The sequence below is a fragment of the Bacillus smithii genome, from assembly GCF_001050115.1.
Taxonomy (GTDB): domain Bacteria; phylum Bacillota; class Bacilli; order Bacillales; family DSM-4216; genus Bacillus_O; species Bacillus_O smithii.
In genome coordinates this window covers 1,260,895-1,274,120 of record NZ_CP012024.1, presented here as the reverse complement: position 1 = coordinate 1,274,120, position 13,226 = coordinate 1,260,895, and the positions used below count along the sequence as shown (strand labels likewise).

Annotated in this window: 15 protein-coding genes; 4 read left to right on the top strand and 11 right to left on the bottom strand. The window is 40.0% G+C overall.

What is annotated here, in order from left to right; translation table 11 throughout:
- Positions 1-147: 147 nt before the first annotated feature.
- Positions 148-1,776 (bottom strand): bacillithiol biosynthesis cysteine-adding enzyme BshC, encoded by a 1,629-nt coding sequence (bshC, locus tag BSM4216_RS06055; protein ID WP_048623095.1) that lies wholly within the window; start codon positions 1,774-1,776, stop codon positions 148-150.
- Positions 1,777-1,854: 78 nt separating this feature from the next.
- The gene (locus tag BSM4216_RS06050; RefSeq protein ID WP_169799152.1) at positions 1,855-2,772 is read right to left on the bottom strand and encodes a 2-dehydropantoate 2-reductase; all 918 of its coding nucleotides are present in this window, start codon (positions 2,770-2,772) and stop codon (positions 1,855-1,857) included.
- A gap of 316 nt (positions 2,773-3,088) precedes the next feature.
- Between BSM4216_RS06050 and BSM4216_RS06045 the strand changes: the two genes are divergently transcribed.
- The gene (locus tag BSM4216_RS06045) at positions 3,089-3,547 is read left to right on the top strand and encodes an N-acetyltransferase (RefSeq protein WP_048623093.1); all 459 of its coding nucleotides are present in this window, start codon (positions 3,089-3,091) and stop codon (positions 3,545-3,547) included.
- A gap of 59 nt (positions 3,548-3,606) precedes the next feature.
- Here BSM4216_RS06045 and BSM4216_RS06040 read toward each other — a convergent pair whose 3' ends face one another.
- The 3 genes from BSM4216_RS06040 to BSM4216_RS06030 form a co-directional block, all read right to left on the bottom strand.
- The gene (locus BSM4216_RS06040; RefSeq protein ID WP_048623092.1) at positions 3,607-4,152 is read right to left on the bottom strand and encodes an RsfA family transcriptional regulator; all 546 of its coding nucleotides are present in this window, start codon (positions 4,150-4,152) and stop codon (positions 3,607-3,609) included.
- Between the two features lie 425 nt (positions 4,153-4,577).
- Positions 4,578-4,751 (bottom strand): 50S ribosomal protein L32, encoded by a 174-nt coding sequence (gene rpmF / locus BSM4216_RS06035; RefSeq protein WP_003354468.1) that lies wholly within the window; start codon positions 4,749-4,751, stop codon positions 4,578-4,580.
- Between the two features lie 64 nt (positions 4,752-4,815).
- Positions 4,816-5,346, bottom strand: coding sequence for a YceD family protein (locus tag BSM4216_RS06030; protein WP_327832439.1), 531 nt, complete (start codon positions 5,344-5,346; stop codon positions 4,816-4,818).
- Positions 5,347-5,527: 181 nt separating this feature from the next.
- Here BSM4216_RS06030 and BSM4216_RS06025 point away from each other — a divergent pair, with 181 nt between their 5' ends.
- On the top strand, positions 5,528-6,739 hold the full coding sequence (locus BSM4216_RS06025) for a nucleotidyltransferase (protein WP_048623090.1): 1,212 nt from the start codon (positions 5,528-5,530) through the stop codon (positions 6,737-6,739).
- Positions 6,740-6,881: 142 nt separating this feature from the next.
- Here BSM4216_RS06025 and BSM4216_RS06020 read toward each other — a convergent pair whose 3' ends face one another.
- The gene (locus BSM4216_RS06020; protein ID WP_003354463.1) at positions 6,882-7,940 is read right to left on the bottom strand and encodes a SepM family pheromone-processing serine protease; all 1,059 of its coding nucleotides are present in this window, start codon (positions 7,938-7,940) and stop codon (positions 6,882-6,884) included.
- The gene (locus BSM4216_RS06015; protein ID WP_174521024.1) at positions 7,921-8,757 is read right to left on the bottom strand and encodes a patatin-like phospholipase family protein; all 837 of its coding nucleotides are present in this window, start codon (positions 8,755-8,757) and stop codon (positions 7,921-7,923) included. Before BSM4216_RS06015 ends, BSM4216_RS06020 begins: the two co-directional genes overlap by 20 nt.
- Positions 8,758-8,927: 170 nt before the next feature.
- Here BSM4216_RS06015 and ylbJ point away from each other — a divergent pair, with 170 nt between their 5' ends.
- Positions 8,928-10,145 (top strand): sporulation integral membrane protein YlbJ, encoded by a 1,218-nt coding sequence (gene ylbJ, locus BSM4216_RS06010; protein ID WP_156179223.1) that lies wholly within the window; start codon positions 8,928-8,930, stop codon positions 10,143-10,145.
- 55 nt (positions 10,146-10,200) lie between these two features.
- Here the strand turns inward: ylbJ and coaD are convergent, their stop codons facing one another.
- Positions 10,201-10,701, bottom strand: coding sequence for a pantetheine-phosphate adenylyltransferase (coaD, locus tag BSM4216_RS06005; protein WP_003354460.1), 501 nt, complete (start codon positions 10,699-10,701; stop codon positions 10,201-10,203).
- A gap of 2 nt (positions 10,702-10,703) precedes the next feature.
- Positions 10,704-11,276 (bottom strand): 16S rRNA (guanine(966)-N(2))-methyltransferase RsmD, encoded by a 573-nt coding sequence (rsmD, locus tag BSM4216_RS06000; protein WP_048623089.1) that lies wholly within the window; start codon positions 11,274-11,276, stop codon positions 10,704-10,706.
- A 537-nt stretch (positions 11,277-11,813) separates the two neighbouring features.
- On the opposite strand from rsmD, the gene BSM4216_RS05995 reads away from it, so the two are divergent.
- Positions 11,814-12,203: a DUF7147 family protein gene (locus BSM4216_RS05995; protein ID WP_048623088.1), complete on the top strand. Its 390-nt coding sequence runs from the start codon at positions 11,814-11,816 to the stop codon at positions 12,201-12,203.
- A gap of 133 nt (positions 12,204-12,336) precedes the next feature.
- On the opposite strand, the gene BSM4216_RS05990 is transcribed toward BSM4216_RS05995, so the two are convergent.
- Positions 12,337-12,612, bottom strand: a complete 276-nt coding sequence (locus BSM4216_RS05990; protein WP_048623087.1) for a YlbG family protein — start codon at positions 12,610-12,612, stop codon at positions 12,337-12,339.
- A gap of 139 nt (positions 12,613-12,751) precedes the next feature.
- Positions 12,752-13,195, bottom strand: a complete 444-nt coding sequence (locus BSM4216_RS05985; protein ID WP_003354456.1) for a YlbF/YmcA family competence regulator — start codon at positions 13,193-13,195, stop codon at positions 12,752-12,754.
- Positions 13,196-13,226 lie beyond the last annotated feature (31 nt).

The following is a 13,226-nucleotide window of genomic DNA, read 5'->3' as shown; positions in this document are numbered from 1 at the left end:
GAAAACGGAATGACATTCTAAATAAGTTTCGCTTGCTTTTCAACCAAAAGCGCGGCGCTTCTTTATTCCGAAGAATCGACAGTTTTGGCCGCTCCATACAATCCATTAAAATAGAAAAAACCGGCCAAAGCCGGTCGTTGTAAGCATCTAAATTTTGACTAGTTGATGGGTGCCGTCAAACGTGAACGGCAATTCCATTAGATCGTGAATAAAGGAAACACCGTATTGGTTCATAAAATAAAAGAGGTTCCACACTCTTTCTTGAGGACCGCCGTTCGGATGAAGGCTGTTTTCGATGCGATCGTACTTTTGGAGAATGGCTTGATGTTTGACCATAAGGTTTTGGTCGGTTTTTTTCTTAAGATAATCCAGCTGTCGAAAATGAAATTCAAGATTTTTTTCTATAAGAGAAAGGGGGCCTAAATTCATTTTGCGGGCTCTGTCTTTTATTTTTTCATAATGCTTCATTAAATCCTCTTTCGTCGTCTCGATCAAATCGTGGAAAGTATCGTCTCGAACAGTATCCCAATATTGATTCTTTTCGCTGGAAATGCCCGATTCTATAGCTGTTTTGACATCTATTCCCAGCACTTCAAGATCTCTTGCCACACTTCTTTCCAAAAGAGTGATATTCAGACGCGGAAGGATTGGCGGCACTTTCATATCCAGAAACTCAAAAGCTTGTTTTAATTCAGCCCAATAAGCGATTTCACCAGGCCCCGCTATAAATGCCAGCGTTGGAAACAACTGTTCTTGCATGATCGGTCTCGTGACCACATTATTGCTAAAACATTGCGGAGCTGTTTTCAGTCGATCAAGCAAATGTTCAATTTCCAATTCGATTTCGCCATTTTTACCTGTAAAACGTTCTTTCTCTTTATTGTATTCAAGCAAAATTCGTTCTCCACATTCGTATAGAAAAAGGTTTGCCGCTTCCTCACTCAATTCGATCATATTGGAAAATCCAGCTTGACGAATTATCGATTGCTGCTCTAACACTTTTTCCGTAATACTCTCATTTTCGAGGATCATATTTCGAAAATAAGGGATTTCCAGTTTGCGCAACGGCTCAAACGCTGAATCGATCAGTAAAAGACCGTAATGGCAAAATAATCGGGCGATCAGGTAGCGAAAAAAATCAGTAATGGTTTCTGAACATTCAATGGCTTCCCGAAGCAAGTCAAGCAGACCGTTAGTATGCTCTGTCTCTCCGAACTGCCGTATAATCTCTTCGACCCACTTTTGCATCAATGCTTTATTAAAGGAGATATCAGAGACCATCTTTTTTCCTAAAACGCTTTCCGTATAAGAGAACTTTTCCATTTTCGTTCCTTTTTGAACATAAAGATGGTTCACTTCCAAGAAATCGTGATCTTCTCCAGCAATCCAAAAAACAGGCACTATAGGTACGCCTAGCTTTTCCTCCTGCAGACCGGCAAAGCGAATAACCGAAATGATTTTATGAATGGTATAAAGAGGGCCTGTCATTAGCCCCGCTTGCTGTCCGCCCAAAACCACCGCCGAATGTGGGAGCTTCAACTTGTGAATGGATCGCTGAACAGCGGGAATATGTAAAAAATCTTCCATATATTTTTCCAGACAACCGGCTAATTCATATCGCAAAAAAGTCCGGTTTTCAAGTTCTCTTAGTCTTTTTTCAAAAACATAAGGATCAGATAAACGATAATGAAAAAAATCCACAACCGGTTTTTCTTGTTTTAAGTAAGATGAAGCAAATAAGTTGATCGCTGGAATTTGAATGTTTTCCAGTTTCATATATATGTACTCTCCTTCTTCAGGCATGTCGTTTTCAAATACCACGTTTATGACAAATTTGGAAAGGATCCTTAATCATTAATCGAGGTCCAAATGATTCTCAAGCCCTTTTATCATCCAATAAACGGTTTGAATCATAGGAGTGCTGATTTGTTCTTGTTCAGCTATCTTCAACACATATCCTAAAATGGCATCGATTTCTGTTTTTCTCCCATTCTCTAAATCCGTCAACATAGATGAACGGTTTTCCGCCGTCTTTTGAATAATTTCCAACACTTTGTTGAATGTGGCATCGGATTCATATTTTGGAAACACGGACACCAGTTCCGTAAACATGGCCGTTAACAGCTGATGATAATACGGATTTTTGATCAATTCTCCATTCGGAACTTTCAAAACAGCTGTTAGCGGGTTAATCATGGCATTAGCCAATAGTTTTGCCATCATCATGTTTTGATAATTTTGATGAAATTGGAAAGGGAACGACCCATTTGTCTGCGACACGAAATGCTCAAGAAATTGCCGGGATCCCCGATAAACCGACACATTGGTTATTCCCCTTCCCCTTACTTGGACGATAGTATCTTTTTCTTTCAAAACACCGTGTTCGACGGTTCCTAAAAAGACATTTTTTTGAGGAAGCTGTTCCAAAAGAAAAAGATGGCCCATCCCATTTTGCAAAAACAATAACGAGACATCCGGGGACAATTGTTGGAAAAACGGGACCATCCCTTGTAAATGATATTGTTTCACAGCAACTAATAAGAGATCCTCGTCAATCGAATCCGCCTCGGTCAATTGTTTGACCCGTACGATCGCTCTTTTCTCACGACCATTTTCTCTTAAGGTGATTCCATTTTCTTGAATGGCTTTGCTTTGTCTGGATGTTCTTGTATAAAGGGTTACCGGAAACCATTTTGATAGATTGGCAGCATAATATAACCCGATAGAACCGCCGCCGATGACACCAATTTTCATTTCACTTTTTATGCTCATCATCCATTCCCCTTGTCTGCAGTCCTCTCTGCTTTCATGCTCTTTTATTTCGTTCATTTAAAACTTTTCCAAAGTCTGATTTCATCAACCAATATCATCTTTTCTTCACTTCATACACATTTTATCAGAATGCCAACTCTTTGATAACCATTTTCCTTGGCGAGATGGCCATCCCGGATCGCAGATGAGAAAACGTTTACATATTTCAATCGAATCATATATAATAAAATTAAGAAAATAAACTCAAAATATCCCATATCGCTTTTTTCACCTGTATAGATGGATCATCCTTCAATAAACAAGGGGGTTTTCGCCTATGACAATAAAAGTGGAAAACTTAAAAGTAAATTTCAAAACATTAGAGGAATTCACTCAATTTAAAGAATACGGGCTTCAAGAACTTTCCATGCTGGAAGAATTGGAATATTCCTTAGTAGAAGACGCAGCGGCTTCTCCTTTTTACGGAATCTACTTTGGAGACAAATTGGTTGCACGCATGTGCTTATATGTGAAAGACGGCCACTTGGATGGCGCCATTCAAGAATATGATAAGCATTTGGAAATTTGGAAATTAGAAGTGCTTCCACAATACCAATTTAAAGGGTATGGACGAATGCTTGTGGACTATGCCAAACATTTCAATTTGCCGATTGTGACAAGACCTCGTGTAAAATCACAAGATTTTTGGGTCAAAATGGGGTTCCAATCATTATCTGAAGACTCTTCCCGCCTTGTCTGGATACCCGATTCCATCAGCACAAAAAAAATAAGCTGATGAAAAGAAAGACGGATCAAGTGTTTCCCGGTTGATCCGTCCTTTTTTCATTTCGACGTTTAATTTCTTTCATCTACCGCTAATTTCCTTGCTCTTTCCATAATATACAGAAGCGAACGATAATCCTCTTCCAATTGATCATATTTTGTTTTCAGCTGTTCGAATTGTTTTTTTTCTTCATTCAATTGCGCCGTCAATGCCTCTATTTCCCTTCCTAGCAATTGTTTTTCTTTTACAACCTGATCATATTGGTCAGCCTTCTTTAGCTTTTCGGTCAAATAAACAATGATTTCGTCAGCCGTTTGTGTATCATTGCTTTTTAAATTAGAATTTTCTAAAGAATCGGTGCCTGCCTCATTTTCATGCAAAAATTCTTTTTTTACTTGTTTTCGTTGTTTTTTGGCCAGTTCGATTCCCGATTGATATTGTTTCCTTACATAAGAGTTCCACCGAAAGCCACAAGCAGCGGCTGTTCTGGAAAGCTTTTTTCCAACTTCTTCAAAAGCCTTTAATTGCGTGCTTCCGTCACGAATATGCCGCAATACCACCTCCGCCAACAAAACATCTTCATCTTGAGTCCATGCATCTTGACGCATTGCAGACAAGTCTATCCCCCCACTATCAGTTTATAGAGCCTTAAAAACCGCAAAACCGGCTCTAAAAGTTTTTCCTTCGTAAAAAGCCGGTAGTAGTTCCGCTTTATAGTAATACATATGTTGGTAGTAGAAGTGATAGACTGTTTCACGTTCAAATTTCTTTTTTATTTTGAAAAGATAAGACCTGCACATTTTTAATTTGTTTTTCGTTTAAACAACCGGGAAGTAATTTAGCATGATTTCAAAAGCTAAGTCACCCCCTGAACACGTCAAAGAGTAAAGGATGTCAGGAGTTTTATTCCACATCCTTCCAAAACCTTTATCACTGAGAACATTTTGGTTGAAAGCGAACCAGTCATTACACGGATTATAGAGCTCTCTTTGCAGCCATGCAAAAAACGCGAAGGATAAACTTCCTTCGCGTTTTTTGAAGATTATTTATTCACAACTTCTTTTCCTTTGTAAGTTCCGCATGATGGACATACACGGTGAGCAAGTTTCATTTCACCGCAGTTTGGGCATTCTACCATTCCTGGTACTTGCAATTTATAATGAGTACGACGTTTGTTTTTTCTTGTTTTAGATGTTCTTCTAAAAGGTACTGCCATTTTTCCCACCTCCTTACAGAGAGCTATAATCTATGAAGGCCAGAATAAGCTGGTTCTTCTCGGTTTATTTGTCATCAGCAAAAAGATCAGCCAGCTTTGCCAAACGTGGATCTATTTTTTCGCTTTCTTCTTGAAGAAGTTGATCCTCCGTCAACAGCTTCCAATCTTTTCCTGATGGAAGTTCTTTCTTCTTCGCATCTTCACTAATCACTTGCAATGGCACTTCTGCCAATAACATTTCCTTTATGACAGGCAACAAATCCAGCGTATCCCCTTGAACCTTATGGACATCTTCATCTTCCCAATCCTGTCCGGGCCATTCTTTCAAGACGTATATCTCGGTTGAATCGATCGCAAACGGGTACGGTACATCGACCAACGTCCGAGCGCACGGAAGAATAAATTGACCCGTGACATGAAGATGAAACGTCACTTTTTCAGAACTTATATCAGCTCTTCCCGTAATATGTACGGGGGAAAGATCGCGGATTTGTTCATCCATTTGTTTTAATTCCGGTATCTCTACCGTCTCGTCAATGATAAAGTCATCACGATTTTTTCGTAATTGTGCAACGGACCACTTCAAAAAAATCACCTCAAGGCAACAGAAATAATTATATATTCCCCTTATATGATTGTCAACTTTTTTTCTTTACAGGATAAAGAAAACTATTCTTAGTATACCACTTTTTCATCTATTATCTTCTTTTTGTTGATCCATCCATCCTTCCCCGCTAGAATGAAAATAACAATTTGCTTTCAAAGGATGAGAAAACATGAAAAGTGCTGGAATTGTGGTTGAATATAATCCTTTTCATAACGGCCACCTGCATCATATTTTGCAAACGAAACGAATAACAGGCGCTGAAGTGCTGATCGCCGTGATGAGCGGCCATTTTTTGCAAAGAGGGGAACCGGCACTCCTTTCCAAATGGGCGAGGGCAAAAATGGCCCTGCATTCCGGAGTTGACCTTGTCGTGGAGCTCCCTTATTATTTTGCCACTCAGAAGGCCGAAACCTTTGCTTTCGGAGCCATTGCTCTTTTACACGAGCTCGGTGTGGACAGTTTTTGTTTTGGAAGCGAATCAGGGGATATCAAAGCGTTTGAAAAAACGGCCAACTTGTTGGAAGAACAAAATGAACAGATTCAAAACGAAGTACAAAAATGGATCAAAACGGGCATAAGCTACCCAAAGGCTCAATCACTGGCCATGAAAAATGTTTTAAAAAACGTTTCTCTTTTAGATACGTCCAAGCCCAATAATATTTTGGGCCTTCAATACATCAAAGCAAAGAATCGACTGTCACCGGACATGAAAGCGTATACGATCCCTCGCCAAGGAGCCGGATACCACGATAAACAACCGAACAAGTCGATAGCAAGCGCTACCGGGATTCGCCATTCTATTTTTCATCCAAATGGTGTTCGGTTAGACGGTGTAAAACCCTATGTTCCGAACGCGACCTTTACCGAATTAAAAAAATATCTATCCACTTTCGGAGTTCTCCATCATTGGGAATTGTATTGGCCTTATTTGCAATATCAATTGCTTTCTGCCAAGCCGGAAGAACTGCAGTCGATCTACGAAGTGGAAGAAGGAATTGAATATCGGCTGATCGAGGCGGCCCATCAATCCACTTCTTTCCAACAGTTTATGGAATCCGTTAAAACAAAGCGATATACATGGACACGCCTGCAACGAATGTGCGTACATATTTTAACTCATGCTTCAAAAGAACAGATGGCGGCTGAATCAGACTATCCTTCCTATATCAGAGTGCTAGGGATGACATCAAAAGGGCGGGAATATTTAAGAAATGTAAAAAAAACATTACAGATTCCATTGATCGCCAAGGCGTCCGCTTATCGGAATCTGCTTACAGCTGATATAAAAGCGACTAATATTTTCGCAATAGGATTGCCTTCAAACAAACGTTCAGCGCTGCTTAACAGCGATCTTCTCTTTTCCCCGGTCATCATCCCTTAATTGGTTATATCTTCACCAGAAATGAAGAGACAAACGGAAGATGGAATGAAAAACAGGTTTCCTTTCGTTTGGAGGGTTTGTTTTTGGCCCTGATCCAAAATGATGAGGCATCCCGGTTCTCGTTCCATTTTTTTGTATCTCATCATTCCTTTGGTTTTAGTTTCTGCAAATAATCAAGGGCATCATCCAACGTTTTGACGGGAACAATTTTCATATTCGTTTTCGTATCTTTTGCCGCCTTTACCGCTTCTTGATAATTCGTTTGTATTTCCGGGTGCTTCTTCTTCCATTCTTTCGGGATTGGATCATTAGGAGCGAAAAAGATATCCGCTCCAGCTTTATCAGCGGCCACTACTTTATAAGCAATTCCTCCAATTCGACCAACGGTTCCATCCGGAGAAATGGTCCCTGTACCAGCAATTTTATATCCTTTTGTAATATCTTGTTTCACTAACTGATTATAGATTTCCAAACTGAACATGAGTCCTGCAGAAGGTCCGCCAATGTTTTTCGTGTTGATCGTCACTTTAGGATGAGTGGTTACTTTTATATCGTCCATTAATCCTATTCCAATGCCAGTTTTATGTTTCTGCATAGGGAATTTCATTGTACTGATCGGTTTTGTGATTTGTTTTTCTTTGCGAACAAAAGTGACTTTCAACTGTGTACCCGGTGGTTTAGATTGGACATATTTCATAAATTGCGAGGATGAAACTAAATTCCTGCCGTCTACCGCAATAATCCTATCTCCTGGCTTTAATACCTTTTCTGCGGGCATATCAGGAAAAACATCCAACACATACACTCCTTTAAAGTCAGTACGATACGGCCGTTTGATTTTATGGAAAGCGGCCATGATCGCATTATTTTTTGAGCTGTTCATATCATATAGTTGGCGGACATTGTATTCTTCATCTGTTTCCTCATCGCCAAACAATTCTTTTTCCGGGATAATGTCTTCATACTTGCGAATAGAAGCCAACAAATAAGTCGGAAGAGTGGCTTTTACAATCTTCACTGTAGTCAGCATCAGTTCTCCTTTTTCCTTTGTCCCGCCTTCGACCTTGATGACCGAATCCAGTTCATGGGCGATTCCCGGCTCCGTAATATAAAAAGGAAGAGGGAAAAATAGCACTGCAGCTAAACATAATCCTGTTATAAATAAAAAAAAGTATGACTTTTTAGTTCGTTTCACCCTCATGGTTCTCCTTCCAGTCGTCTATAATAGTTAAAATTTCAGGAATCTTTTTGCGGGCTTCATTTTCACCTGCTTGAATAATTTCTTGGATATTGGTAAAACTTCGCGAATTGAATTTTTCTACTGGTGGTTTGATCATGAGATGTGATTCTACCGTACGATTTTCCATCGCTTCTAGCTGTAAAATGTCGATGCTCTGAATGATGACGTCATAAATCGTCGAAATATCCGTCCCTTTTTTCACTCCCGACACATCAACCCCGATGATAATATCCGCCCCCATTTCCTTTACTACCGAAACAGGGACACGATCGACCACCCCACCGTCCACCAATAGTTTACCGTTCCATTTTTCTGGGACAAAGATTCCGGGAATGGAAATGCTCGCCCTTACGGCATCCGCTACAGGACCTTTCGTGAATACCACTTTTTCTGCTTGCTTCAGATCCGTGGCGACAATCGCAACGGGCAACATTAAGTCTTCAATATTTTTGCCATGAGTCAATAAACGAATCATGTCTTTGATTCGATTGCCCGCAATCAATCCCATTTTAGGGACAGTAAAATCTAAAAAGAACTTTTTCCGAAACGCTAAGGAAAACTTGCTTAATTGCTCCATACTGTGGCCCGCACCATAAAAACTCGCGACAAGAGCACCCATACTGCTGCCTGCAATCATATCTATAGGAATGGAAGCCTCTTGAAATGCTTTTAACACCCCCACGTGGGCAAATCCCTTTGCTCCCCCGGATCCGAGAGCAAGACCGATCTTAGGTTTTGCCAAAACTTCTCCGACCTCCTTTTCTATCAGCTTCCACATTTCCGGTATTTCTTTTTCGGCTCAACTCATTTGTTATCATATGGTCTATTTCAAAAACGTATGAGTATATTGAATTATCAGGACAAGAATTTCACGGCAGTCATCTTTTTCCCTATCTTTTACCTTTCCCTGCCATTTAAGAGCGAAACTTCAGATAGGAGGTACAGAACTTGACCCCTTCCAAATTAAAAACGGCTGTTTTAGCGCTAATGGCGACCATCTTTACGTTTTCTTTGATTGCGTTTCCAGAAGAGGCGTTTGAAGCATCCATTAGAGGATTAAATATGTGGTGGGAGGTAGTATTTCCTTCCCTGCTTCCATTTTTTATCATATGTGAAATGTTGATCGGCTTTGGAGTTGTCAAATTTATCGGTGTCTTGCTAGAGCCATTAATGCGCCCTTTGTTCCGCGTACCAGGTGCCGGTGGATTTGTCTGGGCGATGGGAATTGCATCCGGATTTCCGGCAGGGGCAAAACTGACAGCCAGGTTGCGCCAGGAAGGACAGCTGACTCGAAATGAAGCAGAAAGGTTAGTGTCTTTCACGAATTCTTCTAACCCGTTATTTATTTTTGGAGCCGTTTCAGTAGGATTTTTTTATAATCCCCATCTCGGCGTCATTCTAGCTCTCTCTCACTATTGCGGGAATTTTCTTGTTGGTTTAACCATGAGATTTTACGGAGAAGACCGGAGAGAAAAAAGAACAAAGAATAAGCAAACCTCTCTCTTAAAAGCAGCGTTTCACGCCTTGCATGAAACAAGAATAAAAGAAAACAGACCGATCGGAAAACTATTGGGAGATTCCGTTATGTCATCCATTCAAACTCTTTTGATGATCGGCGGATTTATTATTTTATTTTCCGTCGTCAATAAGCTATTGTACCTTCTACATATTACGTCTTTTGTCAGTCAAATCGTTCAAGCCATTTTTTCCCTGTTCGGGCTTTCTGCAAGCTTAAGCATCCCTTTTATATCAGGATTGTTTGAAATTACGCTTGGCAGCCAAATGATCAGCCAAGTCCCCCACGTACCGACGATTGAACAAGCAGTCCTTGTCAGCTTTATTCTGGCCTTCAACGGATTTAGTGTTCAAGCACAAGTGGCGAGCATCTTGGCGCAAACGGATATACGCTTTAAACCCTTTTTCTTTGCTCGTTTGCTTCACGGCATTTATGCTTCGACGATAGCTTTTTTGCTTTGGCCGCTTTTATACGAGCACTTTTTCAAAAATGGAGAAACCCTTCATTCCCTTCCGGTTTTCAGAAGTGGAAGTCAATCCATGTCTTTGCTTCACTGGTTTGAAAACAACGGCCCCTTCATCACCATTTGCGCACTAGTGGTCTATTTATTTCTCTACGCTCGCCGTTCTTTTCCTGAACGAATACGTTAAGGCAAAGCCAGCCATTACGGAGGAATATCCCTTCCACAATGGCTGGTTTTGTTCGCTACTTTTGACCGTTGTGCAATTTTTTGAATTTCTCCTTTAACGCCTTCTCTACCTCTTTTGGAACAAGAGCCGAAATTTCAGCATTATATTCTGCTGCTTCTTTAATAATGCTGGAACTCAAAAAGGAGTATTGGTTGTTTGTCATCATAAAAAAAGTCTCAATATTTTCATCGAGAAATTTGTTCATCGAGGTGATTTGCATCTCATATTCAAAATCAGAAACAGCTCGGAGGCCTCTTAGAATGACATTGGCATTGACGCTTTTGGCATAATCTACAAGCAAACCATGGAAAGAATCAATTTCCACATTCGGTATATGTTTTGTCACTTTACGGATCAATTCCATCCTCTCTTCCACTGTAAACAACGGTTTTTTTGCAAAATTGTGAAGTACCGCTACATATACCTTATCGAATACTTTCGCTCCTCTTTGAATGATATCCAGATGACCGTTTGTAATCGGATCAAAACTCCCTGGACATACGGCAATCCTTGTCATTTCTAATCCCCCTTTTCTTCTGTGTCCTCTGTCATTCGATAAATGGTGACCCCAATGATTCCATAAGTCTCATGTTTCCATTGCCGAAGATTTCCTGATCGGGCAGGGAGCGTGACTTCTTTACTGTGTTCACAAACGATAAAGCCATTTTCTTTTATGTATCCATTATTAAAAATACTCAAAAGCTCCTCCAATTTTTGTTTTCTATAAGGTGGATCCAAAAACACACCATCAAATCGGATTCCCCTTTTCTTTAGAACTTGCAAAGCTCGAAAAGAGTCATTTCGATATACTTCGCTTTGTTCCCGGAAACCACAAAAGTCGATATTGGCATGGATAGTCTGAATCGCTTTTGAATCTTTATCGACAAAAATCATTTTTTCGAATCCCCGACTTAAGGCTTCTATGCCTAACCCGCCGCTCCCTGCAAACAAATCTAGACCAATACCTCCGGAAAAATATGGTCCTACCATATTAAAAATCGCTTCTTTTACCTTATCGGTAGTCGGTCGAGTCGATTTTCCGGGAACAGCTTTCAATTGTTTTCCTTTACAAATTCCAGAAATAACTCGCATGTTTACTCACCATTGTTATAAAAATTCTTTCTCATGGTAACATAATTTGATCATCATCGCCACTAGGAAGCGTTTTCATCATCATTCTCATTGTTTCTTATGGCAGATGCTTTCCATTCTTTACGTATAAATCGAAAGAAAACGGGAACAATAAAAGTGACAGCACCAAAAAGGAAGGTGTTGTTGTCAACCGCGGAGAAGACTTACGTTTCCCCATAAGTTCTTCCTCCGGTTTCTCCTCTCCCTTTACCTTCTATCCTTTTACTAGGAATTAGAAGGGCCCTGCAGGAAATCCTGCAGGTTTTTTTTGTTAACATTCTGCCGTCGATAAGCGCTCATAGTATTCTTGATGGACGTTTTCGACAAATATTTTTCAAGATCCTAAAACTAGCAAATTGTCCGCTTTTCTTGAAATCTCCGCGCTTTTCTCCTTTTCTCTTTTTTTGGATTCATCGTTTCTCCTCAGATTGTCATGTTGAGCTCTAGAAGCAGTCGCGCTACAATGAAAGAGAATGACAACGAGAACGGAGGATGAAGATGATTCAACGATTTATTGAACTAGGAGAAGGCTATTCCGATCTATATGAATTAATTGAAATTGCGAAATCCAATCAGCACCGCTTAGCTCATTTAATGGCTTTTCACACGACCATTGATGACCGTCCCGCAACGTCCCTTGTCGTCGTATTGAATCCAACAGAACGAGGCGAGTTTCAGCCTTTGTATATTTGCAGAGAAGGCATTCCTCATCCTAGTCATAAATCTTCTCAACGATGGAATGATTTTAAAAGTGCGGCGACCTCGCTTGGGAAGGAAATCATTGAGTTAGATGTAAAACCGTCCACATTTTTTGCCGAAAAAGAACTGTTTTATCAATATCTTATCGGCATTTTGCGGATGAATCGCTATATTCCGCCTCTTCAATAAAAAATGGAAACAGGAAACCAAGAAAGACCTCGTTCAAAAGGCTTCTATGTATCTTGGAATTTTTTCTCTGCAGCGAATGCTGCAAAAAACGGATCGATGAATTAAAAAGGGGAGGACTTCCCCTTTTTTCCCTTTATAAGCCTATCTTATAATCATATTCTTTTGCTTTATCCGGTTTTGAGTTTTCGAATTCCGTTTTTAAAAAAGGTTTAAAGGAAGGCTCTACTTTTTTGACAAAGGGTAATGTGGATATTTTTTTCATGCAGTCTTCTATTTCATCTTGGTTGCAGTACACAACCGCATACTTCATTTTTTTTGAGACATAATGGACATTTCCATATCTTCTTAACGTCTTGGCTTGTTTTAAACTATAGAGCCAAACGATCATCGCTTGTCTTGCTGTAAACATAGCATCTCCTCATTTTTCAGAATATTCACATTCAGTCTATCATAGTTTTTTATTGCAATCAATGTTCTTAGGCGCCTGTTTAAGGGATTCAAAAAGCAAAGCACGCGTTTGTTGCTTTGCTTTTTTGAAAGTATGAAATTTACGCAGAGCAGCTGCAAGCTCCTCCTGAACCGCACCCGCAACCAGATGATTTCTCGAAAAAGGGGTTACCAACCGGTACTTTAATATGCGGTGACACGGAATGAGCAATCAACAGGCTGACCTCATCCAATAATTGTTGCAATGCATTTTCCGCTTTCCGAAAATTTGCGACATTTTCATCCAGATCCATTTCTCTTTTCGCTTCACGGATATTTTTCATCACATCCGCATAATCAGGATGATAGCGTCCAAAGCGCTGTACTTCTTCATATCGTTCTTTCAACCTGGAAAAGCGGTTGATTTTTTCTTTAGTAGATGGAGTTGTATATAGTCGATCGTAACACTTTCGATATTGTTCGGCGATATCAGATTGAACAATCATCTCAGCCAATTTCTCGGCTTCTTCTATTATTTCAATCGTTTCTAATGTTGCAGCAAGCAATACAGCTCACCTCCGTGCCTTCATTTTATCA

Bases quoted from the DNA above. Each gene is read 5' to 3' on its own strand.
- bshC (WP_048623095.1), bottom strand. From the start codon at position 1,776: ATGAAACTGGAAAACATTCAAATTCCAGCGATCAACTTATTTGCTTCA.
- BSM4216_RS06050 (WP_169799152.1), bottom strand. From the start codon at position 2,772: ATGAGCATAAAAAGTGAAATGAAAATTGGTGTCATCGGCGGCGGTTCT.
- BSM4216_RS06045 (WP_048623093.1), top strand. From the start codon at position 3,089: ATGACAATAAAAGTGGAAAACTTAAAAGTAAATTTCAAAACATTAGAG.
- rpmF (WP_003354468.1), bottom strand. From the start codon at position 4,751: ATGGCAGTACCTTTTAGAAGAACATCTAAAACAAGAAAAAACAAACGT.
- BSM4216_RS06025 (WP_048623090.1), top strand. From the start codon at position 5,528: ATGAAAAGTGCTGGAATTGTGGTTGAATATAATCCTTTTCATAACGGC.
- BSM4216_RS06020 (WP_003354463.1), bottom strand. From the start codon at position 7,940: ATGAGGGTGAAACGAACTAAAAAGTCATACTTTTTTTTATTTATAACA.
- BSM4216_RS06015 (WP_174521024.1), bottom strand. From the start codon at position 8,757: ATGTGGAAGCTGATAGAAAAGGAGGTCGGAGAAGTTTTGGCAAAACCT.
- coaD (WP_003354460.1), bottom strand. From the start codon at position 10,701: ATGACAAGGATTGCCGTATGTCCAGGGAGTTTTGATCCGATTACAAAC.
- rsmD (WP_048623089.1), bottom strand. From the start codon at position 11,276: ATGCGAGTTATTTCTGGAATTTGTAAAGGAAAACAATTGAAAGCTGTT.
- BSM4216_RS05995 (WP_048623088.1), top strand. From the start codon at position 11,814: ATGATTCAACGATTTATTGAACTAGGAGAAGGCTATTCCGATCTATAT.
- BSM4216_RS05990 (WP_048623087.1), bottom strand. From the start codon at position 12,612: ATGTTTACAGCAAGACAAGCGATGATCGTTTGGCTCTATAGTTTAAAA.